General features: G+C 72.2%; 24 protein-coding genes. 11 read left to right on the forward strand and 13 right to left on the reverse strand.

Translation table 11 applies throughout. The features are described 5' to 3' along the window. Positions 1-8: 8 nt before the first annotated feature. Complete coding sequence (locus N8J89_RS35460; RefSeq protein ID WP_283661301.1) at positions 9-875, forward strand: SMP-30/gluconolactonase/LRE family protein; 867 nt, start codon at positions 9-11, stop codon at positions 873-875. A gap of 13 nt (positions 876-888) precedes the next feature. On the opposite strand, the gene N8J89_RS35465 is transcribed toward N8J89_RS35460, so the two are convergent. From N8J89_RS35465 to clpS, 6 genes are all read right to left on the reverse strand, one after another. Further along, on the reverse strand, positions 889-1,839 hold the full coding sequence (locus N8J89_RS35465; RefSeq protein ID WP_283661302.1) for a PLP-dependent cysteine synthase family protein: 951 nt from the start codon (positions 1,837-1,839) through the stop codon (positions 889-891). Then, on the reverse strand, positions 1,832-2,104 hold the full coding sequence (locus N8J89_RS35470; protein WP_283661303.1) for a MoaD family protein: 273 nt from the start codon (positions 2,102-2,104) through the stop codon (positions 1,832-1,834). The genes N8J89_RS35465 and N8J89_RS35470 overlap by 8 nt, the downstream gene beginning before the upstream one ends. Positions 2,105-2,169: 65 nt before the next feature. After that, the gene (locus tag N8J89_RS35475) at positions 2,170-2,625 is read right to left on the reverse strand and encodes a M67 family metallopeptidase (protein WP_283661304.1); all 456 of its coding nucleotides are present in this window, start codon (positions 2,623-2,625) and stop codon (positions 2,170-2,172) included. Between the two features lie 34 nt (positions 2,626-2,659). After that, a complete protein-coding gene (locus tag N8J89_RS35480; protein ID WP_283661305.1) occupies positions 2,660-3,709 on the reverse strand; it encodes a P1 family peptidase in 1,050 nt (349 codons plus the stop codon). Then, positions 3,706-4,284 (reverse strand): DUF2017 domain-containing protein, encoded by a 579-nt coding sequence (locus N8J89_RS35485; protein WP_252484134.1) that lies wholly within the window; start codon positions 4,282-4,284, stop codon positions 3,706-3,708. Before N8J89_RS35485 ends, N8J89_RS35480 begins: the two co-directional genes overlap by 4 nt. After that, positions 4,281-4,580 carry an ATP-dependent Clp protease adapter ClpS gene (clpS, locus tag N8J89_RS35490; protein WP_283661306.1) on the reverse strand — a complete coding sequence of 100 codons (300 nt, stop codon included), beginning with the start codon at positions 4,578-4,580 and terminating at the stop codon, positions 4,281-4,283. The genes N8J89_RS35485 and clpS overlap by 4 nt, the downstream gene beginning before the upstream one ends. 79 nt (positions 4,581-4,659) lie before the next feature. Between clpS and N8J89_RS35495 the strand changes: the two genes are divergently transcribed. Both N8J89_RS35495 and N8J89_RS35500 read left to right on the forward strand, forming a co-directional pair. Beyond that, on the forward strand, positions 4,660-5,961 hold the full coding sequence (locus N8J89_RS35495; RefSeq protein WP_283661307.1) for a nicotinate phosphoribosyltransferase: 1,302 nt from the start codon (positions 4,660-4,662) through the stop codon (positions 5,959-5,961). Between the two features lie 11 nt (positions 5,962-5,972). Beyond that, positions 5,973-6,551, forward strand: coding sequence for an isochorismatase family protein (locus tag N8J89_RS35500; RefSeq protein ID WP_283661308.1), 579 nt, complete (start codon positions 5,973-5,975; stop codon positions 6,549-6,551). A 54-nt stretch (positions 6,552-6,605) separates the two neighbouring features. On the opposite strand, the gene N8J89_RS35505 is transcribed toward N8J89_RS35500, so the two are convergent. From N8J89_RS35505 to N8J89_RS35515, 3 genes are all read right to left on the reverse strand, one after another. Then, complete coding sequence (locus tag N8J89_RS35505; RefSeq protein WP_283661309.1) at positions 6,606-7,286, reverse strand: hypothetical protein; 681 nt, start codon at positions 7,284-7,286, stop codon at positions 6,606-6,608. Positions 7,287-7,492: 206 nt separating this feature from the next. Further along, the gene (locus N8J89_RS35510) at positions 7,493-7,759 is read right to left on the reverse strand and encodes a hypothetical protein (protein ID WP_283661310.1); all 267 of its coding nucleotides are present in this window, start codon (positions 7,757-7,759) and stop codon (positions 7,493-7,495) included. Beyond that, positions 7,756-8,043 (reverse strand): hypothetical protein, encoded by a 288-nt coding sequence (locus N8J89_RS35515; protein ID WP_283661311.1) that lies wholly within the window; start codon positions 8,041-8,043, stop codon positions 7,756-7,758. Before N8J89_RS35515 ends, N8J89_RS35510 begins: the two co-directional genes overlap by 4 nt. Positions 8,044-8,170: 127 nt before the next feature. Between N8J89_RS35515 and N8J89_RS35520 the strand changes: the two genes are divergently transcribed. The 4 genes from N8J89_RS35520 (at position 8,171) to N8J89_RS35535 (ending at position 10,983) form a co-directional block, all read left to right on the forward strand. Next, entirely contained in the window at positions 8,171-8,620 is a 450-nt protein-coding gene (locus N8J89_RS35520; RefSeq protein WP_283661312.1) for an XRE family transcriptional regulator, read from the forward strand. A 16-nt stretch (positions 8,621-8,636) separates the two neighbouring features. Further along, complete coding sequence (locus N8J89_RS35525; protein ID WP_283661313.1) at positions 8,637-9,143, forward strand: ImmA/IrrE family metallo-endopeptidase; 507 nt, start codon at positions 8,637-8,639, stop codon at positions 9,141-9,143. A 1-nt stretch (position 9,144) separates the two neighbouring features. Further along, positions 9,145-10,323: an MAB_1171c family putative transporter gene (locus tag N8J89_RS35530; protein ID WP_283661314.1), complete on the forward strand. Its 1,179-nt coding sequence runs from the start codon at positions 9,145-9,147 to the stop codon at positions 10,321-10,323. Positions 10,324-10,410: 87 nt separating this feature from the next. After that, on the forward strand, positions 10,411-10,983 hold the full coding sequence (locus N8J89_RS35535) for a biotin transporter BioY (protein WP_283661315.1): 573 nt from the start codon (positions 10,411-10,413) through the stop codon (positions 10,981-10,983). 203 nt (positions 10,984-11,186) lie between these two features. On the opposite strand, the gene N8J89_RS35540 is transcribed toward N8J89_RS35535, so the two are convergent. Beyond that, positions 11,187-13,649, reverse strand: a complete 2,463-nt coding sequence (locus tag N8J89_RS35540; RefSeq protein ID WP_283661316.1) for a beta-glucosidase family protein — start codon at positions 13,647-13,649, stop codon at positions 11,187-11,189. Between the two features lie 91 nt (positions 13,650-13,740). Between N8J89_RS35540 and N8J89_RS35545 the strand changes: the two genes are divergently transcribed. Next, a complete protein-coding gene (locus tag N8J89_RS35545; protein ID WP_502868369.1) occupies positions 13,741-15,819 on the forward strand; it encodes an ATP-dependent DNA helicase in 2,079 nt (692 codons plus the stop codon). 22 nt (positions 15,820-15,841) lie between these two features. Here N8J89_RS35545 and N8J89_RS35550 read toward each other — a convergent pair whose 3' ends face one another. Continuing rightward, positions 15,842-16,336 carry an AMIN-like domain-containing (lipo)protein gene (locus tag N8J89_RS35550; protein WP_283661317.1) on the reverse strand — a complete coding sequence of 165 codons (495 nt, stop codon included), beginning with the start codon at positions 16,334-16,336 and terminating at the stop codon, positions 15,842-15,844. A 130-nt stretch (positions 16,337-16,466) separates the two neighbouring features. Here N8J89_RS35550 and N8J89_RS35555 point away from each other — a divergent pair, with 130 nt between their 5' ends. From N8J89_RS35555 to N8J89_RS35565, 3 genes are all read left to right on the forward strand, one after another. Then, on the forward strand, positions 16,467-16,964 hold the full coding sequence (locus N8J89_RS35555) for an NUDIX hydrolase (RefSeq protein WP_283661318.1): 498 nt from the start codon (positions 16,467-16,469) through the stop codon (positions 16,962-16,964). A 256-nt stretch (positions 16,965-17,220) separates the two neighbouring features. Beyond that, positions 17,221-18,600 carry an ATP-binding protein gene (locus N8J89_RS35560; protein WP_283661319.1) on the forward strand — a complete coding sequence of 460 codons (1,380 nt, stop codon included), beginning with the start codon at positions 17,221-17,223 and terminating at the stop codon, positions 18,598-18,600. A gap of 34 nt (positions 18,601-18,634) precedes the next feature. Further along, positions 18,635-19,216 (forward strand): GNAT family N-acetyltransferase, encoded by a 582-nt coding sequence (locus N8J89_RS35565; RefSeq protein ID WP_283661320.1) that lies wholly within the window; start codon positions 18,635-18,637, stop codon positions 19,214-19,216. Here the strand turns inward: N8J89_RS35565 and N8J89_RS35570 are convergent. Then, complete coding sequence (locus N8J89_RS35570) at positions 19,200-19,988, reverse strand: peptidyl-tRNA hydrolase (protein ID WP_283661321.1); 789 nt, start codon at positions 19,986-19,988, stop codon at positions 19,200-19,202. The two genes, N8J89_RS35565 and N8J89_RS35570, sit on opposite strands and share 17 nt — an antisense overlap. A gap of 1 nt (position 19,989) precedes the next feature. Further along, a complete protein-coding gene (gene serB, locus N8J89_RS35575; protein ID WP_283661322.1) occupies positions 19,990-21,225 on the reverse strand; it encodes a phosphoserine phosphatase SerB in 1,236 nt (411 codons plus the stop codon). Between the last annotated feature and the right edge of the window lie 92 nt (positions 21,226-21,317).

Below are 21,317 nucleotides of genomic sequence, written 5' to 3' on the forward strand. Positions count from 1 at the left end.
TGCCGCCCATGGCTGATCGACACCCCGAGATCGCGGTGGCCGCCCCCGCCGAGCTGGGCGAGGGCCCCACCTGGGACGCCGCCAGCGAAACCCTGCTGTGGGTGGACATTCTGGGCAAGCGGGTGCACCGCTACAACCCGCGCACCGGGACCAACGAGTCGCTGGCGGTGCCGCAGCACGTCGGGGCGGCCAAGCCGAGGGCCAACGGCGGGCTGGTGCTGAACCTGGCCGAGGGCATCGCGCTGCTGGACGCCGACGGGGTCGGCCGGAACTGGCTGGTCTACTGGGCCCGCGAGGGCGTGCGCGGCAACGACGCGGCGGTGGACCCGATGGGGCGGCTGTGGGCTGGCACCATGCGCTATGACACCGCCACCGGCGGCGGCTGGCTGGCCAAGGTGGCGGGCGACGGCGCGGCCAAGGTGGTGCTGGACGCGGTGACCATCAGCAACGGCCTGGGCTGGAGCCCGGACGGACGGCTGATGTACTACGTGGACACCCCGACCGGCCGCCTGGACGTCTTCGACTACGACCGGGACGCCGGGGAGATCAGCAACCGGCGCACGGTGGCCGAGGTGGACCGGGGCTCGCCGGACGGGTTGTGCGTGGACGCGCAGGGCTGTGTCTGGGTCGCGCTGTGGGAGGGCTGGGCGGTGCGCCGCTACACCCCGGACGGCCGGCTGGACGCGGAGTACGAGATGCCGGTGGCCAACCCGACCGCGCCCTGCTTCGGCGGGCCGAGGTTCGAGGACCTGTACGTGACCTCGGCGAGCACCGGGTTGTCACCGGAGCAGCTGGCCGAGCAGCCGCATGCGGGCGCGCTGTTCGTGTTGCCCGGGGTGGGCTCGGGGCTGCCCAGCACAGCCTTCGCTGGCTGAGCAGCCCGCCGGATCACGCCCAGAGGTGGCCGTCGATGCGTTCGGCGGCCTCTTCCAGGGTGCCGCTGTACGCGCCGGTGGACAGGTACTTCCAGCCGGCGTCGGCGATCACGAACACGATGTCGGCCGGTTTGCCCGCCGCCACCGCCTTGTCCGCGGCGGCCAGCGCGGCGTGCAGGATCGCGCCGGTGGAGATGCCGGCGAAGATCCCCTCGGTCTCCAGCAGCTGCCTGGTGCGGCGCAGCGCGTCGTAGGAGCCGACCGAGAACCGGCCGCTGAGCACCGACGGGTCGTAGAGCTCCGGCACGAAGCCCTCGTCCAGGTTGCGCAGGCCGTAGACCAGCTCGCCGTAGCGCGGCTCGGCGGCGATGATCTGCACGTCCGGCTTGTGCTCGCGGAAGTAGCGGCCCGCGCCGACCAGGGTGCCGGTGGTGCCCAGCCCCGCCACGAAGTGGGTGATCGTGGGCAGGTCACGCAGGATCTCCGGCGCGGTGGAGTTGTAGTGCGCGTCCGCGTTCGCCGGGTTCCCGTACTGGTAGAGCATCACCCAGGTCGGGTTCTTCTGCGCCAGCTCCTTGGCCACCGCGACCGCCTGGTTGGACCCGCCCGCGGCCGGGGAGAACACGATCTGCGCCCCGTAGGCGTGCAGCAGCTGCCGCCGCTCGGTGGAGGTGTTCTCCGGCATCACGCAGATCAGCTGGTAGCCCTTGAGCTTGGCCGCCATGGCCAGCGAGATGCCGGTGTTGCCGGAGGTCGGCTCCAGGATCGTCGCGCCGGGGGTGAGCAGGCCGTCCCGCTCGGCCGCCTCGATCATGGCCAGCGCGGGCCGGTCCTTGATCGAGCCGGTCGGGTTGCGGTCCTCCAGCTTCGCCCACAGGCGCACCTCCGCCGCTGGGGACAGCCTCGGCAACCCCACCAGCGGGGTGTCGCCGAGGGCGTCCAGCAGCGAGTCGTACCTAGCCACCGGCGACGGCGGGCAGGATGGTGACGTTGTCGCCATCCTTGACCGCGGCCTCCAGGCCACCGGCGAAGCGCACGTCCTCGTCGTTGACGTAGACGTTGACGAACCGGTGCAGGACGCCTTCCTTCACCAGCCTGGTCTTGAGCCCGCCGAACTCGCCCTCCAGGTGGTCGATGACCTCGGCGAGGGTCGCGCCCTGGGCCTCGACGGACTTCTTGCCACCCGTGTGCGTGCGCAGGATGGTGGGAATCGAGACGGTGACCGCCATTGCTGACACTCCTTCAGTCCACTGTGGACACAAAAACCGGGGAACGGGGACGCGGGCGAACGCCCTCAGCGCGAGTCCGGCACGTCGTCCGCGCCGGTGTTGGCGAACATGTAGGACTCGACGACCTCGACGGGCTCCTCGGTCACCACCCCGTCCACGATCCGGTACGAGCGCAGCTCGTGCACCTCGGGATCACGGGTGGAGACCAGCACGTAGTGCGCGTTCGGCTCCGAAGCGAAGGAGATGTCCGTGCGCGAGGGATAGGCCTCGGTCGCGGTGTGCGAGTGGTAGATGACCACCGGCTCCTCGTCCGCGGCGTCCATCGCCCGCCAGACCCGCAGCTGCTCACCGGAGTCGAACCGGTAGAACGTGGGCGAGCGCTCGGCGTTGACCATCTCGATGAAGCGTTCCGGCCGGTCGGACCCGGCGGGGCCGGCGATCACCCCGCACGCCTCGTCCGGGTGGTCCCGGCGGGCGTGGCCGACCATCGCGTCCACGAGGTCACGTCGAATCACCAGCACGCCGACCATCCTAAATGACCGTGGGAACCCCTTCTCAGGATTTGGGAGAGGGTCCAGAACCCGGGAGCGCGGAGGGGAACAGCTCCCGGAAAGCGGGCAGGCCGGGGATGCCGGTGGCCGCCAGCACCGCGTGCGTGATGGCCCTGGACACCACGTCCGCGGCGAACGTGCACAGCTCGTCCAGCCGCCCCGCCCGGCCGATCTCGCCGAAGACCCCGTCCGCGGCCGGCAGCTCCCGCTTGGCCGTGGACAGGGCGAAGAAGGTGTCGCCGTCGAACATCGAGTGCGCCGGGCGGACCGCGCGGGCCAGGCCGTCGTGCGCGACCACGGCCAGGCGGTGGCACTCGGCCTTGCTCAGGGTGGCGTCGGTGGCGATCACGCCGATGGTGGTGTTGAGCCTGCTGGCCGGGAACTCGCGGCTGACCTGGTCCAGTTCGCGCTGGTCAGGGGCTTGCAGCCGGAACTCCTCCGGCAGGCCGAGGTGGGCGGCCCAGGGCAGGCCGGTGGGGGCCAGGGGGTCGCCGTGCGGGTTGGCCGCGACCAGTGCGCCCAGGGTGGTGCCGTCGGGCAGGACCGCGCTGGCGGTGCCCAGGCCGCCCTTGAGCCAGCCGGCCTGCGCGCCCGCTCCCGCGCCGACGGTGCCCTGGGCGACCGGGCCGTCGGTGGCCGCGGCGCAGGCCAGCGCGCCGAACCCGGCGTCCGGGCGGTTGCCCCAGGCGTTGTGCCACAGGTCGAACAGCACCGCGGCCGGCACGATCGGCACCACCTGGTGCGGGTCCGGGCCGACGGAGACGCCCTGGTGCCGCTCGTCCAGCCAGCGCATCACGCCGTCCGCGGCGGCCAGGCCGAAGGCGCTGCCGCCGGTGAGCACCACCGCGTTGACCCGTTGCACCAGGTGCGTGGGGTCCAGCAGGTCGGTCTCGCGGGTGCCGGGGCCGCCGCCGCGCACGTCGACCGCGCCCACCGCGCCGTCCGGGGCCAGCACCACCGTGGTCCCGGTGGCCCAGCCCTCGTCCAGGCGGTGGTGCTGCCCGACCAGCAGGCCGGGCACGTCGGTGAGCGCGTTGAGCGGTCCCGGGATCATTCCTCGTCGTCGCCGGAGAGGGTGGCGATCAGCGTGTCCTGCACCCAGGTCAGCCACTGGTAGACGCCCATGTGCGCGGACCGGGTGTCATCGGCGTCCAGCGGTTCTTCCTGGTTCTCGTCGTCGCTGATGTCCAGCGCGGTGCCCAGGGCCAGCCGGACGTCGTTGATCGCGGACAGCCAGGCCTCGGCCTGCTCCTCGCTCAGCGCGGCCACCCCGCCCTCGCGCGGGCAGGTGGTCAGCACCACCTCGGCCACCCCGACCTTGGCCTCCACCAGCTGCGGCTCGTAGATCGAGCGCAGCGCGGCGGCCGAGTCGGCGTCGGCGGGCAGCAGGTCGCCGTCCTCGTCGCCGCGGTGGAAGTCGGGCAGCAGGCGGGCCATGATCCGGTTGTCCGGCGGGGTGGACGGGCCGGTGCGGATGCCGGTGATCAGGGCCAGCTCGTCCTGCGGCGCCTCGTCAGCGCGCTCGTCGAGCATCTCCTTGATCTGGCCGACCATGCCGCGCAGCACCGCGGCCTCCTGCTGGGTCAGCTCGGCGACGAGTTGGCCGCCGTCGCGGCGCCAGCCGATCACGTGTCACGCTGCATGGTCGCCCACAGCCCGGCGGCATGCAGTTTCGCCACGTCGGCCTCGCACTTCTCCTTGTCCCCTGAGGACACGATCGCCTTCCCCTTGTGATGCACGTCGAGCATCAGCTTGGTCGCCTTGTCGCGACTGAAACCGAACAGCTTCTGGAAGACATAGGTCACATAGGACATCAGGTTCACCGGGTCGTTCCAGACCACGGTCATCCAGGGCCGGTCAGCGGCGACTGATTCGTCGCTGGTGGGCTCGACCTCTGTCCTCTCCAGCTCCAGGGGCGTGGACATGACTCCATGGTGTCATGAGCCACTGGAACGGCGCAGCGAAGGAGCCCCGTTCGGGGAGGACGCGGACTACGGTGATCACATGACGGCCGCAGATCGTGCGGAGAGCACCGCGTTGCTCACCGACCACTACGAACTCACCATGCTCGCGGGTGCGCTGCGTGACGGCACCGCCGACCGCGACTGTGTGTTCGAGCTCTTCGCCAGGCGACTGCCCAACGGGCGGCGATATGGCGTGGTCGCGGGGATCGGGCGGCTGCTCGACGCGATCGAGAAGTTCCGCTTCCAGGATGCCGAGATCGAGCGCCTGCGGGCCTCCGGCGTGGTGGACGAGGACACCCTGGGCTGGCTGGCCGACTACCGGTTCAGCGGCGACATCGTCGGCTACGCCGAGGGCGAGCTGTACTTCCCCGGCTCCCCTGTGCTCACTGTCACATCCAGCTTCGGCGAGGGCGTGCTGCTGGAGACGCTGGCGCTGTCCATCCTCAACCACGACTGCGCGGTGGCCTCGGCCGCGGCGCGGATGGTGTCGGCGGCCAACGGGCGCGGGCTGATCGAGATGGGCACCCGGCGCACGCACGAGGAGGCCGCGGTGGCCGCCGCCCGGTGCGCCTTCCTGGCCGGGTTCACCGCCACCTCCAACCTGGAGGCGGGCCGCCGCTACGGCATCCCGACCGCGGGCACCTGCGCGCACGCCTTCACCCTGCTGCACGACTCCGAAGAGGACGCCTTCCGCGCCCAGGTGGCCGCGCTCGGGGTGAACACCACGCTGCTGGTGGACACCTACGACATCACCAAGGGCATCAAGACCGCGGTCGAGGTGGCCGGCAGCGAGTTGGGCGCGGTGCGCATCGACTCCGGCGACCTGGGCGTGCTGGCCAGGCAGGCCCGGACGCAGCTGGACGAGCTGGGCGCGCCGGCCACCCGGATCGTGGTCTCCGGCGACCTGGACGAGTACGCGATCGCGGCGCTGCGGGCCGAGCCGGTGGACGCGTACGGGGTGGGCACCTCGCTGGTCACCGGCTCCGGCGCGCCGACCGCGGGCATGGTCTACAAGCTGGTCGAGGTCGAGGGCCGGCCGGTGGCCAAGCGCAGCTCGCACAAGGAGTCCAGGGGCGGGCGCAAGGCGGCGCTGCGGCGGCACAAGCCGACCGGCACCGCGACCGAGGAGGTCATCTACCGCTTGGCCGGCGAGCAGCCGGAGCGCCAGGACGGCGATGTCGAGCTGCAGATCCCCCTGGTGCGCGCTGGACAGCGGGTCGAGGGCCTGCCCACCCTGGAACAGGGCCGGGAACGGCTGCGCCAGGCGCTGGTCAGCGTGCCGTGGGAGGGCCTGGCGCTGTCCCAGGGCGAGCCCGCGATCCCCACCGTGTTCCTGCCGTAGGAGGTCCCGACATGGCCAACGCGCTGATCATCGTGGACGTGCAGAACGACTTCTGCGAAGGCGGTTCGCTCGCGGTGGCCGGTGGCGCCGCGGTGGCCGCGGCGATCTCCCGGCACGTGCGCGAGCAGGACTACGACTTCGTGGTGGCCACCAGGGACTACCACGTGGACCCCGGCCCGCACTTCAGCCAGACGCCGGACTACGTGGACTCCTGGCCGGTGCACTGCGTGGCCGGCACCGCGGGCGCGTCCTTCCACCCGGAGCTGGACATCACGCCGGTGCGGGCGGTGTTCTCCAAGGGCGCCTACGCCGCGGCCTACTCCGGCTTCGAGGGCGCGGGGGCCGAGGGCGAGTCGCTGGCCGACTGGCTGCGCGAGCGAGCGGTGGACCGGGTGGATGTGGTGGGCATCGCCACCGACCACTGCGTGCGGGCCACCGCGCTGGATGCCAGGGCGGCCGGACTGGAGACCACCGTGCTGCTGGGGCTGACCGCGGGGGTGGCCCGGCCGACGGTGGACATCGCGCTCAGCCAGCTGCGCGCGGCCGGGGTCGAGCTGACCGGCGAACCTGCTGTGGCACAAGGGTTGTGAGTGGAGTGCCGCCCCGCTCCCACCCGGGGCGGCACTCCAGGCCCGGGCCCCTGCCTACCGGGGCGGCGAGGTCGGCGCGCAGGCGGTGGCGCCCACGGTGATCGTGCCGCCGACCGCGCCGTAGCCGTCGTCCGGGTCGAGCGTGATGTGCATCGCGGTCAGCGCGATCGCGCCCTGGTCCGACTCCACCTTGTTCACCACGATCTTGGCCACCGGCGGCATGCCGGTCTTGCCGGGCACCATGGTCACGTGGTTCTGCGGGACCGGGCTGGGCAGCGTGAACCCGCTGTAGCCGTTGAGCTTCCACCCGGCGCTGGTGCCCTGCTCGGTGGACTTGCAGGTGGCCTCGAAGCTCTTGACCCTGATCAGCCGCCTGCCGTACTCGGCCTTGTTGAACAGGTTCAGCTCGAAGTCGCTGCCCGCGACCTTGATGTCGGCGTTGCCCGCCGCGTCCTGGTTGCAGGTGGTGGTGCCCGAGCCGAACCGCACGCCCGGGTAGCTCACGCCCGGCGTGCTGGCCGAGGCCTGCTCGCCGAGCCGGCACGGGATGATCGGGCCGGAGCTGGACGTGCTGGCGCCCGTCACGGTGACCGAGCCGAGCTCGGCGACACCCGGGTCACCAAGATCCGCGTACGCGGGCGTGAGGCCCGCACTCATGACCGCGGCGACCGCCGCGCCGACGATACCGATCCGGACACCAGCTCGCCGCAGTCCGGACGCACGATTCGCGTGCATGCCGTCACCCCTTCCTTCTGACCCTGTGAGCCCGGGTGGCCGGGTGTCGGCCACCTGGGTCGCGCCCACGGTTCATTCATCGACAGCGCGTGGCTGATCGGTAGCCACATCGGACGCCGCCACCCGTTCGGGAAGGTCAAATAACCCAACCAGGGAGTAACGTCCGATGTGGACACTCAGCGTTGCCGATGCCGCAGGTCAGCGGGTTACGCGCTGGCCTTGACCGGAATCGGGGCAACCGCCTCCCGCGAGCGGCGGCAGCCCAGCACCACGTATCCCCTGACCACCCTCGGCGTCGGCTCCACGCACCCGCTGAGCACGACCTGGCAGCCGATCGAGGGGAACCCGGCGGTGCGGGCCAGCCAGAGCGCGTTCTGCCGCGCCCTGGCAAGCGCTTCCCGGCGGTTCTCGCCGAAGCCGGTGCCCACGAAGGCCGCCACCAGGGCGGCGACCCGGCGCGTCCGGGTCCTCACGCGCAGCGCACCGTCTGCGAGCTGGCGTACCCGCCCAGGGCGTGCCGCCAGGTGTGGCCGGAGACCCGCACGCACCGCTCCCGGCTGAACCCGGCCTGCTCCGCCTGGGCGAAGGCCAGCCGCTCCGCGGTCAGCGCGGCGATCGCGGAGTTGCCGCTCCGGGCGCTGCCGGTGAAGTACTGCTCCGCCACGGCCGCCTGCGCCTGTCCCCCGGCGAGCAGCGCGGTCCCGGCCAGCGCCAGCGCACACAGCGTTTTTTTCAGCATCCGCTCCCCCTTGCTCATTCATCTCAGCTAACGTGCTGGCCACAAGCTAGCTTGATGACAATCTGGCTGTCAACTGAAGTGAATAGAACCCCTCCATCCATCCACTTCAGCTGATGCCAGGCCGAACTCCCACCAAGAGGCGCCCATGAGCGACGCGCAGGACAGCCGGCCGGAAACCGGCTCGCTCGCCGAGCGGATCGACCACCTGTTCCAGGTCATCCGCCGACCCAACGGCGAGCAGCACAGCAACGAGGAGGTGGCCAAGGCCTGCCGGGAGAGCACCGGCGAGACCTTCTCCGCGACCTACCTGTGGCAGCTGCGCACCGGCCGCAGGGACAACCCGACCAAGCGCCACCTGGAAGCCCTGGCCGGGTTCTTCCAGGTGCCGCCTGCCTACTTCTTCGACGACGAGCAGGGGAAGGTGATCGCCAGGGAACTGGAGCTACTAGGCGCCTTGCGCAACACCGCGGTGCGGGATGTGGCACTGCGCGCGGTGAACCTGTCCGAGGAGGGCCTTGGCACGGTCACCGACATCATCGATGCTATTGCCCGCAGAGAAGCGCAACGGGGCGGCGGCGGCGAGAGCACTCGCTGACGCCGAGGGGAGAGACGTGCGGCACTCGCGAAAGGCGCTGTGGCGGCGCTGCGCCCAGATCGTGTCCACTGTGGACATTCCACGGCCGTTCAGCGTGCCGGCGCTGGTCGCCGCGCTGGCGGCCAGGCGGGGCAGGCCGATCGAGCTGATCCCGCTGGCGGCCCGGCCGGACACCCCGTGCGGGGTGCTGGCCGCGACCGACCGGGCGGACTACGTGTTCTACGCGGCCGACACCAGTCCGCTGCACCAGGAGCACATCCTGTTGCACGAGCTGGGACACCTGCTGTGCGGGCACGCCGGCTCCGGCGAGCTGCACGAGACGGTGGCGCGGGTGCTGATGCCGAACCTGCCGGTGGAGCTGGTGCGCCGGGTGCTCGGCCGCACCGGCTACGCGCAGCAGCAGGAGCAGGAGGCCGAGCTGGTCGCCTCGATGGTCATGCACCAGGCCAGGCGCGAGCAGGGGCCCGCGCCGGTCAGCGGTGGCCTGGCGCGGCTGCGCTCGGCCTTCGGGCCGGGCGCCTGAGGTGGTCAGCTACCTCAGCGCGGGGCTGCTGGTGCTGATCAGCGCGGGCAAGCTGCTGGCCAGCAGGGGCGGCCCGCCCAGCCCCGGCATGCGCTACCTGATCGGCTTCTTCCTCAGCCTGGCCGCCAGCCTGGCCATCTCGGCCGATCCGACCACGCCGCTGATCCTGGCGGTCGAGCCGTTCCCGCTGACCGGGCGGCTGGTCACCAACATGCTCCAGCTGCTGGCGGCGCACTTCCTGGTGCGACTGGCCCGCTCCACCCAGACCCCGCAGCCGCGCACCCGGTGGTGGCCGCTGCTGCTGTGCTGGGCGGTGATGACCGGGCTGATGATCCACCTGACCGGGAAGCTGCCGGAGTACCAGGCCCGCGGCGGCACCGAGCTCGCCTGGTACCCGAGCATCGCCGGGTACCAGGCGGTGCTGGTCGGCTACGGGGTCGGCTGCCTGGTGCTGTTCACCAGGGTGATCTTCCGGCACGCCCGGCAGTGCCCGAGGGGCTCCTTCCGCACCGGGCTGTTCGTGATCGCGCTGGCCGGGGCGACCACGGTGGCCTGGGGCTTGCTGGCCGGGCTGCCCTCGGTGTGGCTGGTGCTGACCGGCTCCGGCCTGGAGTTGTTCATGCCGGTGGCCAGGGGCCTCGGCCTGGCGGTGGCACTGCTGTGGGTGAGCGGCGCGGTGCTGACCACCTGGCACGGACTGATCGAGCGGCCGCGCCGGTGGCTGGCCGCCTACCGCGGCTACCGCGCGGTGACGCCGCTGTGGACGGCGCTGGTCACGGCGCTGCCGCGGATCTCGCTGACCAGGCTGACCGCGTGGCCGCACCGGGTGGAGTTCGCGCTGTACCGGCGGCTGATCGAGATCAGGGACGGGTTCCTGGCGCTGCGCGGGCAGGTGCCGCCGGAGGTGGCGGGCTGGGTGGCGGAGTCGGCGCGGCGGCACGGGGTGGCCGAGGCGCCCGCGGTGCTCGCGGCGGCCGGGCTGGCCGCGGCGCTGGCGGTGCGGGAGACCGGGCACAGCTGGCCGCAGCCGCCGGTGGCCGCGGCCGGGTCGGTGGCCAGCATCGAGGCGGAGACGGCCTGGCTGACCGAGGTGTCGGCCGCGTTCTCCGGCTCGCCGGTTGTAGCCGATGTCCGAGCGCAAGCCGGAGCGACCTACGTCACAGCGCCACAAGTCGCCTGAAAATTGTAGGTACTCGACAATTTCGCGCCGGGGCACGCCGGGTTAGGGTCGGCGGGCAAGAGATCCCACGTCTCCTGGAGGTCACGGGTGTCCGTGCTCACCGTCTCCCCGCCGCGCCGGGTCCTGGCCGACCTGGTGCCCGGCGCACTGGTCCGCGACATCGCGCTGGTCCTCGGCGGCGCCGCGCTGACCGGCCTGGCCGCCCAGATCGCGGTGCCCATTCCGGGCAGCCCGGTGCCGGTGACCGCCCAGACCTTCGCCGCCCTGCTGGTCGGCGCCACCCTGGGCTGGCAGCGCGGCGGGCTGTCCATGCTGGTCTACCTGCTCGCCGGACTGGCAGGCGTGCCGTGGCACACCAGCGCGGGCTCGGCCACCATCGGCTACATCGTCGGCTTCGTGCTGGCCGGCGCCCTGGTCGGCGCGCTCGCCCAGCGCGGCGGCGACCGCACCCCGCTGCGCACCGCGGGCACCATGCTGCTGGGCAACGCGGTGATCTACGCCGTCGGCGTGCCCTGGCTGATGATCGCCGCCGACTTCACCGCCACCGAAGCCCTGGTCAAGGGCCTGCTGCCGTTCCTGGTCGGCGACCTGATCAAGACCGCGCTGGCCGCGGGCGTGCTGCCCGCCGCCTGGGCCCTGGTGGGCAAGCGCGACTCCTGACCTCCGCCCGGAGCAGAAGGCCCCCGGTCACCACCCGGGGGCCTTTGCTTCGCCGAGTGTTGGCCGTTGTCGTACCAAGTGTTGGCCGATCTCGTACGGGGTGTTGGCCCGGTGCGGCATCCGGGATGGCGTCCGGCGACCGCCTGGCCCTCCCGGCGTACGACAACGGCCAACACTCGGTACGAGATCGGCCAACACTCGGGTTAGTGGACGGTGACCACCGCGGTCAGCGGCAGGTCGCGGCTGCTGCGGCCGATCTCGGCCAGGTAGCTGCCGTGTTCGGGCAGCCAGTCCCGGCGCTGCTCGTCGTAGACGCAGAACGCCCTGGGCGCCAACGGGATCTCCACCTCCACCGTCTCCCCCGGTTCCGCGTCCACCACCGCGAACCCGGCCAGCACCCGGGGTGGGCGCTGGTAGCGGCTGGCGTGGCGGCCCAGGTAGACCTGCACCACCTCGCGGCCGGGGCGGGTGCCGGTGTTGGTCAGGGTGACCCGGACCGGGATGGGCTGGCCCGCGTGCAGGGTGGCGGCGGAGACGCCGGTCGGGGACTCCGCGCTGCGGTAGTCCCAGGTGGTGTAGCCCAGGCCGTGGCCGAAGCAGAAGGCCGGGTCCAGGCGGTGCTGGTCGTAGGCGCGGTAGCCGATCAGGATGCCCTCGTCGTAGCGGAGCACGCCGTCGGCGGGGGTGGTGTCCAGCACGGGGGCCTGTTCGGCGGTGCGCGGGAAGGTGGTGGGCAGGCGGCCGCCGGGTTCGGCGCGGCCGTAGAGCACGTCGGCGAGCGCGTGGCCCGCTTCCTGGCCGGGGAACCAGGCGTAGAGCACCGCGGCGACCTCCTCGGCCCAGGGCATCAGCACGGGTGAGCCGGCGTTGACCACGACCACGGTGCGCGGGTTGGCCGCGGCCACCCTTCGGACCAGCTCGTCCTGGCCGGGTGGCAGGGCCAGGGTGGTGCGGTCGTGGGACTCGCTCTCCAGGTCGGCGTTGGTGCCGACCACGACCACCGCGACCTCGGCCGCCTCGGCCTGCCGGACCGCCTCAGCCAGCTCCTCCTCCGCGTCCCGGCCGGGCGCGCGATGCGTGATGCCGCAACGCAGGTAGCCGTGTTTGGCGGCGATCGGGCGGTGCTCCACCACCAGCTCCACCGGAGTGTCCACATCGGACAGAACAACGGTGCCGAGCTGCTCGGTGATGTTGTCGAAGCTGTCCACCAGGCTGTGCCAGCCGGAGGTGACCGGTTCGATGACCCGCTGCCCGTGCACGGTCAGGCTGGTCGGTCCGAGCCCGGTGACGCCGAAGGTGTGCGTGCCCGCGACCCTGGGCCGGTAGCTGGTGCGCATGACCACCCGCAGGTCGTCCCGGCGCCACTGCTCCTCGGGCAGGCCGAGCCAGGCCAGCCGGGCGGTCGCCCGGTGCTCGCTGCCCAGCAGGCCGCCGTCGGCGTCGCGGTACTCGACCTGGAAGCCCGGTTCGCCGGTCACCGGGTCCACGCAGTCGGCCAGGTCGATCAGCGGCTGCCGCCCGCCCGGCCGGACGCCCTCGGTGGCGGGCAGGCCGAGACCGGCGGCGAAGCTGACCTCGCGGCGCGGGGACAGGTCGGCGCTGCCGCCGCCTCTGGTGGCGGTGTTCGCGGCGTTCGGGCCGATCAGCGCGATCCGGGTGTCCGGGGCCAGCGGGAGCAGGTTCTCGTTGCGCAGCAACACCATGCCGCGGGCGGCGGCCTCGCGCAGCAGCTCGGTCTGGGCGGGCGAGCCGACCGGGTACGCGGCTTCCGGCTCGGGCGCGGGGAAGCCGTCCAGCACGCCGGTCGCCGCGGCCAGCCGGAGCAGGCGCAGCACCTTGTCGTCGATCTCGACCTCGGGCACCTCGCCCGCGCGCACCGCCGCCTCCAGCTTCTCGCCCCACGGGCCGTCCGGGCCCGGCATGACCAGGTCGAGCCCGCCGTTGGCGCTGGGCGCGGTGCTGCGCGCGGCGGTCCAGTCGGACACGATCGGTCCGGTGAAGCCCCACTCCTCCTTGAGCACGCCGACCTGGAGCCCCCGGTGCTCGGTCATGGTGCTGCCGCGCACCGCGTTGTAGGCGGCCATCACCACCTCGACCCCGCCCGCGCGCACCAGCGTCTCGAACGGGGCCAGGTACAGCTCGCGCAGCGCGCGTTCGGCGACCTCCACGCTGAGGGTGAAGCGCTGGTCCTCGGAGTCGTTGGCCACGAAGTGCTTGGCGCAGGCCGCCACCCCGCCCTGCTGCACCCCGCGCACGTAGGCCAGGCCGATCTCGGCGGTGAGCAGCGGGTCCTCGGCGAAGCACTCGAAGTGGCGGCCGCCGAGCGGGCTGCGGTGCAGGTTGATGGTGGGCGCGAGCAGCACCTGCGCGCCCTTGGCCCTGGTCTCCGCAGCCAGCAGCAGGCCGATCCGGCGCACCAGCTCGCGGTCCCAGCTGGCGGCCAGCGCGGTCGGGTTCGGCGTGTGCGCGGAGGGGTCGCGCTCGTCGAAGTGGCTGCCGCGGGCCCCGGCCGGTCCGTCGGTCATCACCAGGCGGCGCAGGCCGATCGCGGGCTCGGCGGGCAGCGCCCAGGCGTCGGCCCCGGTGAGCAGGCGGATCTTGGCCGGTAGGTCGAGTGCGCCGAGCAGGTCCCGCAACCGTGCCTCGAACTCCTCGGCGCTGCTCATCCAGGCTCCTCCAGACATCGTTGTACTGGCTGCGACACCACCGTATCGCCGGAGGACAAGCTTGTCGGCGGCTCGCGGTAGCGTTGCCCGCGTGCCCGAAGCCCTCACCCTCCAGCAGAACCTGACGAAGGTCCCGGACGTCCGCACGCTGCTGGCCGCGGCGGTGGGCGGGGTGGGCGGCACCGAACGCCCCGGTCAGGTGGACATGGCCGAGGCGGTGGCCAAGGCGATCCGCACCGGCGAGCACCTGGCCGTGCAGGCCGGCACCGGCACCGGCAAGTCGCTGGCCTACCTGGTGCCCTCGGTGCACCACGCGGTCACCGAGTCGGCCACCGTGGTGATCTCCACCGCGACCATCGCGTTGCAGCGGCAGCTGGTGGACCGGGACCTGCCGCGGCTGGCCAAGACGCTGAAGCCGTTGCTGGGCCGCACACCCACCTTCGCCATCCTCAAGGGCCGCCGGAACTACCTGTGCATGCAGCGGGTGCACACCGGCGCGCCGGATGAGCCGGAGGAGCAGGCGCTGTTCGACCCGTTCCAGGTCTCGGCCATGGGCAGGCACGTCAAACGGCTGCACGAGTGGTCATCGGAGACCGAGACCGGCGACCGGGACGAGCTGGTGCCCGGCGTGCCGGACCAGGCGTGGCGGCAGGTCTCGGTGACCGCGAAGGAGTGCGTCGGCGCGGCCAAGTGCCCGATCGGCCAGGACTGCTTCGCCGAGCGGGCGCGGGCCGAGGCCGGGCGGGCGGACGTGGTGGTGACCAACCACGCGCTGCTGGCCATCGACGCGCTGGAGGGCTACAAGGTCCTGCCCGAGCACGACGTGGTGGTGGTGGACGAGGCGCACGACCTGGTGGACCGGGTCACCTCGGTGGCCACCCAGGAGCTGACCAGCACCGCGATCGCGGTGGCCGCGCGGCGCTGCGGCAGGCTGGTGGAGCAGGACATCGCGGACCGGCTGCTGGAGGCCGCGGACAACCTGGCGCTGACCCTGCAGGAGCTGGAGCCGGGCAGGCTGGACCAGCTGCCGCAGGTGCTGGCCGGGGCGCTGGCCGCGGTGCGCAACGCCGCGCACGCCTGCATCAGCGCGCTCGGGCCGGAGCGCAAGGAGGACATCGAGGGCACCGCGGCGCGCAAGCTGGCGCTGTCCATGCTGGACGAGGTGCACGACACCGCGGTCCGGCTGCTGGCCGCCTTCGAGGCCGAGCCGGAGAAGCGGCACGACGTGGTCTGGCTGGCCGGGGACTTCGGCGACTTCAACCGCACCCCCTCGCTGCGGGTGGCCCCGCTGGGCGTGGGCGGCCTGCTCCGCGAGCGCCTGTTCGCGCAGAAGACGGTGATCCTGACCTCGGCCACCCTGGCCCTCGGCGGCAGCTTCGACACCCTGGCCCGCCAGTGGGGCCTGGCAGGCGCGGGCAAGGCGGCGGGCGACCCGGACGCCGCGGCCGACCGCAAGTCCGGCGGCACCGCCACCGACAAGGCTCCACCGTCCACTTCGGACAGTCCAGAGTGGACCGGCATGGACGTCGGCTCACCCTTCGAGCACCGCTCCAGCGGCATCCTCTACGTGGCGGGCCACCTGCCCTCCCCCGGCCGCGACGGCCTGGCCGAGGCCTACCTGGACGAGCTGACCGGCCTGGTGCAGGCCGCCGGTGGCCGCACCCTCGGCCTGTTCTCCTCGATGCGCGCGGCCAAACAGGCCACCGAGGCCCTGCGCGAGCGGGTGGAGTTCCCGATCCTGTGCCAGGGCGAGGACGCCACCAGCCAGCTGGTCACCAAGTTCGCCGAGGACGTGCGCACCTGCCTGTTCGGCACCCTGTCGCTGTGGCAGGGCGTGGACGTGCCGGGCCCGTCGCTGCAACTGGTGGTGATGGACCGGATCCCGTTCCCGCGCCCGGACGACCCACTGGCCTCGGCCCGGCAGCGCGCGGTGCAGGCCCGCGGCGGCAACGGTTTCCTCACCGTGGCGGGCACCCACGCGGCGCTGCTGCTGGCGCAGGGCGCGGGCAGGCTGTTGCGCGCCAACGACGACAAGGGCGTGATCGCGGTGCTGGACTCCCGGCTGGTGACCGCGCGCTACGGCGGGTTCCTGCGCGCCTCGCTGCCGCCGTTCTGGATGACCACCGACCCGGACGTGGTGAAGGCCGCCCTCAAGCGCATCGACACCTGAGAGCGGCCCCCGGAGACGGAGGTCAGACCTTGACCTTGAGCGAGACGCTGGCGCCGCGGCTCAGGTCGTCGAAGGCGCGCTTGCGGTCCACGCCGATGTACCAGGTCTGCTGGCCCTCGAAGGTGCCGCCGTGCACGATCTCCTTGACCGCGCCCTCGCCCGGGATGCGCTTGGGGCCGCGGTAGGTGTCCTGGGTCCAGTTGTAGCAGGAGACGACCAGGCGGATGAAGGCGTTGCCCTTGACCGCGATCGGGTCGCCGCTGCCGTCCTGGGCGGGCTTCTCCCCGGCAGGCAGGTACTTGGCGCTCTTCTCCGAGACGGTGCCGGAGTAGGTGAACACGACGCCGATGCCGCCGCTGTCGGCCGAGGTGAGGACCTTCTTGAGCACCACCGGCGTGCAGGCGGCCGCCGAGGTCGCCGCGGACGCCATCGGCGCGGTCACGCCACCCAGGGCGACCAGGACCGCACCAGCCACGGCGATCCGGCGGAAACCGTTGCGGGAGAACACCTTCGACATCGAGTTCCTCTCATACCAGCGGGCGGCCATCCGGACCGCCCGTCACCTGGCAACTAAATCAGAAGATCGACCGAAAATTCTCCACCTCACAGAGATAGTGAGCGAGAACTCTTCGGGTTATCGTCATCACATGGGGGATACACCGCACCGCGTCCGGGTCAGCGCGCGAATCCTGCTGCTGGACGAAGATGACCGGATCCTGTTGTTCCACAACCGATATGGCCCCGCCAACGAGCGGAACTGCTGGTCGACGCCGGGCGGCGGGGTCAACGAGGGCGAGCCGCTGGCGGTGGCCGCGGCCAGGGAGCTCCGCGAGGAGACCGGGCTGGTGGTCAGCCCGGAGCAGGTCGGGCCGGTGGTGGCGACCACCTCCGGGATGTGGACCTTCAGCCGGACGCCGACCTTCGCCACCGAGTACTACTTCCAGCTGCGGGTGCCCGCCTTCACCGTGGACATCACCGCCCAGGAGGAAGGCGAGCTCTCGCACCTGCTCGGGCACCGCTGGTGGCCGGTCGGCGAACTGGAGTCGATCACGGAACAGGTGGCCCCGATCGGACTGGCCGACCTGTTGCGCACGCTCAAGGCGGGACCGCCCGCGGAGCCGATCACGTTGGCCTGGTTCGGCTGAGGTCATCCCCAGTTGGGATGCCAACTAGCATGCCAACTAGTATGTTGACTCATCAGTGAGCATGCTGGAGGGGTCGTGCTGGACGAGGAGCTTGCCGAGATCGTGGAGAACCTCCGCGTTCTCGGCAGCGACGTCGCCGCGGTCGAAGCCAAGAAGGCGGCAGGCGGCCTGCCGAAGTCAGTGCGTGAGACGCTCGGTCCCCGAGGTCCCGGAACTCGCTCTGGGGAGCAAGCCCTGCTTCTACCGTGGTGCCGGGATGAACCAGGGCAGCTATCTGCGGCTCGGTGACGGTGACTACCGGATGACCAGTTACGAGGTTCAGCTCCTGCTCGCGAACCGGGGCCAGCCGCGTCATGACGAGGAACCTGTTCCGAACACCAGCCTGGCGGACTTCGACCCCGCGCTCGTCGCCGAACTCGTCTCCCGGCTCCGCACTCGCAGGCCGTATGCCTACGGCGAACTGGATGACCTTGCGGTGCTGCGGCGGGTCCGGGCACTTGTTCCCGACGGTAGCGGCGCGGATGTCGCTTCCCTCGGCGGACTGCTCGCGCTGGGAACTTTCCCGCAGGAGCACTTCCCACAGCTCATGATCACCTTTGTGCACTACCCCACTGTCGACGGAGCCGACCCCGACACCGGTGCGCGCTTCGTCGACAACGTGGTGGCGGAAGGGCCGATTCCGGTGATGGTGCGCGACACGTTGCTGGCACTGCGGAAGAACATGGCGCGCAGGTCCGTCGTCCGCGGCGCGGGGCGCGCGGACGACTGGGAGTATCCGGAGGCCGCCCTGCGGGAGGCGGTGGTCAACGCCCTGGTGCATCGTGATCTCTCCAGCGAGTCACGCGGTACCCAGGTGCAGGTGGAGATGTACCCGGACCGTCTGGTCATGCGCAGTCCCGGCGGCCTGTTCGGGCCGGTGACCGAGGAGCGGCTCGGCGAAGAGGGCGTCTCCTCCGCCAGGAACGCCGCCCTGCTACGGATTCTCGAGGACGTGCCGTTGCCCGGCAGCAGCAGGGCGATTTGCGAGAACCGCGGCTCCGGCATCCGCACGATGCTCGCCGCACTCCGGTCCGCGCACCTGAGCGCGCCCGAGTTCAGGAACCGGGTGAGCAGCTTCCGGGTGACCTTCCCGAACCACACGTTGCTCAGCACCGACGTGATCGACTGGATCAACTCACTCGGCGAGCGCGGCCTCTCCCCGAGCCAGTGCGTCGGCCTGGCGATCCTGCGCGACGGAGGCTTGCTCGACAACCAGACGTACCGGCAGGCGACCCGCGTCGACTCGCGGGTGGCGACACAAGAGCTGAGCGACCTGATCGCGCGCGAACTCGTTGAGCAGGTCGGCACTCGCCGGTGGACCCGATACCGGCTGGCCCGCGGGCTCATCAGGACCCGCGTCGCGGGTGAGACGCCGAAGGGCCGGGCTGATCGGCGGGCGGACATCCTGGACGCGCTGGCCGACGGCGAGCTCTCCCGTACGGAGCTGGCCGCGGCGACCGGGCTGACGGACAAGACCGTGACCAGGTGGCTGGGCATCCTGCGCAAGGAAGGTCTGGTGGAGGCCACGGAAGAACAGGTGCGGAGCCCGGCGGTGCGCTATCGCCGTACCGGCAAGGTCGCCTTCGACCAGAGCTGAGCGTGTCGCCCGTGCGGGACGTGAGAATGACCCCGTGCCGATCCTGGTCGAACCCGCCCTGCCCGCCGGTCACCTGCGCGCCCGCACCCAGCCCCGCCTCGCCGTCGACGAGGAGCTGACCCTGCGGCCCTGGCGACCGGAAGACGCCGAGGTGGTGCGGGAAGCCTTCGGCTGCCCGGACATCCAGCGCTGGCACGTGCGCAGGCTGGACAGCGCCGAGGAAGCTCGGGACTGGATCGCCGGCTGGCAGACGCGCTGGCGGGAGGAGCGGGATGCCAGCTGGGCTGTGGTCGGGGTGGACGACCGGCCGGTGGGGCAGACCGGGTTGCGGAGCGTGGACCTGGTGGAGGGCACGGCCGAGCTGTCCTACTGGGTGCTGCCGTCGGCGCGGGGGCGCGGGGTGGCGGCGCGGATGGCTCGGCGGGTGGTGCGGTGGAGCTTCGAGGAGCTGGGGCTGCACCGGCTGTACCTGCGGCACTCAACGGAGAACGTGGCCTCCTGCCGGGTGGCGGAGCGGGCCGGGTTCGCCGAGGAGGGGGTGCTGCGCAGCTCGGTCCGGCATGCCGACGGGTGGCACGACATGCACCTGCACGCGTTGGTCAGTGCGGCCAGCTGAACAGCACCGTGACCGTGCCGGGGGCGACCTCGGTGAAGCCCGCGTCGCGGACCGCGGCCACCCGGCGTTCCCGCCAGGCCAGCGCCGGGTCGGGGCCGGGTAGCAGCTCAGCCCAGTCGGCGGGGGTGGCGGTGCGGACGGCGCAGGCGTAGTCCTGCTCGGACCAGCGGGCCAGGTCCTCGGGCGGGAGCAGGGCGGCGCCGATCATGGTGGCGTGGCCGACCTGGGCGGCGGCCTTGCCGACGGTCATCTCGATCTTGGGGTTGAGCCACAGCACGGGGCGGTCGCCGGGGGGTGGGCCGGGGTTGTCCTCGGGGAGCTCGCTGCCGGAGATCTGCAGGCGGGACAGGACCCGGGGTGACTCGGCGACCAGGCCGGGGACCAGTGCGCGGACCTCGGCGCCGTCGTGGGTGACCGTGATGCCGGGGAGGTCCTGGATGGCGTCCCAGTGCGCGCCGCGGGCGCGGCGGGAGACCTTGCGGATGCGGCCGTCGACCCAGGCGCGGACCTCGTCGTGCCACTCGCCTTCGGGCTGGGCCTCTGGGGCCAGGCAGACGGCCAGGGCGGCAGTGGCGGCGGCTTCCAGCAGGGCCGTGCGCGGGGCGGGGTCCTGGCGTTCGATGCGCAGGACTATCGGCATGGCGCGGACGGTGGCCGGGTCCTCGTCGGTGGTGTCTCCCGAAGACCTGCTCGCAGGGTCGAGCATGGACGCTGTGGACTGGGCGGGGAGGCCGAGCCAGGTGGCGTAGCGGGCGGCCAGGGGTTCGAGCATGTCAGCCGACCTCGATGCGTTCTTCGACCAGGCCGTCGGCGGCGTCGGCGGCCTCCACCTCGGCCCTGGTCACGCCCAGCACGAACAGCACCGCGTCCAGGAAGGGCTGGGACAGCGCGGTGTCGGCCACCTCGCGCAGCGCGGGCTTGGCGTTGAAGGCCACGCCCAGGCCCGCGGTGCTGAGCATGTCGATGTCGTTGGCGCCGTCGCCGACCGCCACGCACTGGGCCAGCGGGATGCCGTACTCGGTGGCGAAGCGGCGCAGCGCGACCGCCTTGCCCGCCCGGTCCACCACCTCGCCGGTGACCCGGCCGGTCAGCTTGCCGTCTTCGATCTCCAGCTCGTTCGCGGCCGCGAAGTCCAGCCGCAGCTCCTCGGCCAGGCCCTGGATGACCTGGGTGAAGCCGCCGCTGACCACGCCGCAGCGGAAGCCGAGCCTGCGCAGGGTGCGGATGGTGGTGCGGGCGCCGGGGGTCAGCTCCAGGGTGCGGCCGACCTCGGTCAGGATGCTCGCCGGCAGTCCGGCCAGCAGGGCGACCCGGCGTTCCAGGGACTGGGTGAAGTCCAGCTCGCCGCGCATGGCGGCCTCGGTGATCTCCCTGACCTGCTCCTCGCACCCGGCGTGCGCGGCCAGCATCTCGATCACCTCGCCCTGGATCAGGGTGGAGTCCACGTCGAAGACCACCAGCCGCTTGGCCCGCCGGGTCAGCCCGGCCTGCTCCACCGCGACGTCCACCTGGGCGCGCACCGAGACCTCGGCCATGGCCGCGCGCAGCTCGGCGTCGGCCTCCGGGGTGTGCTCGCTGGCCGAGACCGCCAGCTCGAGGCCGGTGACCGGGTAGTCGGCCACCCGGCGGATCGAGTCGATGTTCGCGCCCAGCGCGGCCAGCCTGCGGGCGACCTCGGTGAAGCCGCGGGCGGTGACCGGGCGGCCCAGCACCACCAGCACGTGGCTGGAGCCGTGCCGGGCCGAGGAGCGCTCGCTGGCGCCGATCTCCACGTCCACGTGCATGCCCACGCTGGCCATGGCCTGCTCGGTCCGCTCCTGCAGGCCCTCCGGGTCGTGCGTGGTGGAGACCAGCACACCCAGCACCAGGCGGCTGCGGATCACCACCTGCTCGACGTCGAGCACCTCGACCCCGTGCCTGGTCAGCGCGGCGAAGAGCACCGAGGTGACGCCGGGCTTGTCCGGGCCGGTGACGGTGATCAGCACGGTGGTGGCTTTGCGGGTACTCACGGTTGCCGAGTCTCCTGGAGTCGGGGGCCGCGGGCTCGATGCCGGGCCCGGAAAAGAGACGAGCCCCACAGCCACCCTCGCGGGCGGTTGTG

Source organism: Crossiella sp. CA-258035, assembly GCF_030064675.1.
Classification (GTDB): Bacteria; Actinomycetota; Actinomycetes; order Mycobacteriales; family Pseudonocardiaceae; genus Crossiella.

Bases quoted from the DNA above. Each gene is read 5' to 3' on its own strand.
- N8J89_RS35460 (WP_283661301.1), top strand. From the start codon at position 9: ATGGCTGATCGACACCCCGAGATCGCGGTGGCCGCCCCCGCCGAGCTG.
- N8J89_RS35470 (WP_283661303.1), bottom strand. From the start codon at position 2,104: ATGGCGGTCACCGTCTCGATTCCCACCATCCTGCGCACGCACACGGGT.
- N8J89_RS35480 (WP_283661305.1), bottom strand. From the start codon at position 3,709: ATGATCCCGGGACCGCTCAACGCGCTCACCGACGTGCCCGGCCTGCTG.
- clpS (WP_283661306.1), bottom strand. From the start codon at position 4,580: ATGTCCACGCCCCTGGAGCTGGAGAGGACAGAGGTCGAGCCCACCAGC.
- N8J89_RS35495 (WP_283661307.1), top strand. From the start codon at position 4,660: ATGACGGCCGCAGATCGTGCGGAGAGCACCGCGTTGCTCACCGACCAC.
- N8J89_RS35500 (WP_283661308.1), top strand. From the start codon at position 5,973: ATGGCCAACGCGCTGATCATCGTGGACGTGCAGAACGACTTCTGCGAA.
- N8J89_RS35505 (WP_283661309.1), bottom strand. From the start codon at position 7,286: ATGCACGCGAATCGTGCGTCCGGACTGCGGCGAGCTGGTGTCCGGATC.
- N8J89_RS35515 (WP_283661311.1), bottom strand. From the start codon at position 8,043: ATGAGCAAGGGGGAGCGGATGCTGAAAAAAACGCTGTGTGCGCTGGCG.
- N8J89_RS35520 (WP_283661312.1), top strand. From the start codon at position 8,171: ATGAGCGACGCGCAGGACAGCCGGCCGGAAACCGGCTCGCTCGCCGAG.
- N8J89_RS35540 (WP_283661316.1), bottom strand. From the start codon at position 13,649: ATGAGCAGCGCCGAGGAGTTCGAGGCACGGTTGCGGGACCTGCTCGGC.
- N8J89_RS35550 (WP_283661317.1), bottom strand. From the start codon at position 16,336: ATGTCGAAGGTGTTCTCCCGCAACGGTTTCCGCCGGATCGCCGTGGCT.
- N8J89_RS35555 (WP_283661318.1), top strand. From the start codon at position 16,467: ATGGGGGATACACCGCACCGCGTCCGGGTCAGCGCGCGAATCCTGCTG.
- N8J89_RS35560 (WP_283661319.1), top strand. From the start codon at position 17,221: ATGAACCAGGGCAGCTATCTGCGGCTCGGTGACGGTGACTACCGGATG.
- N8J89_RS35570 (WP_283661321.1), bottom strand. From the start codon at position 19,988: ATGCTCGAACCCCTGGCCGCCCGCTACGCCACCTGGCTCGGCCTCCCC.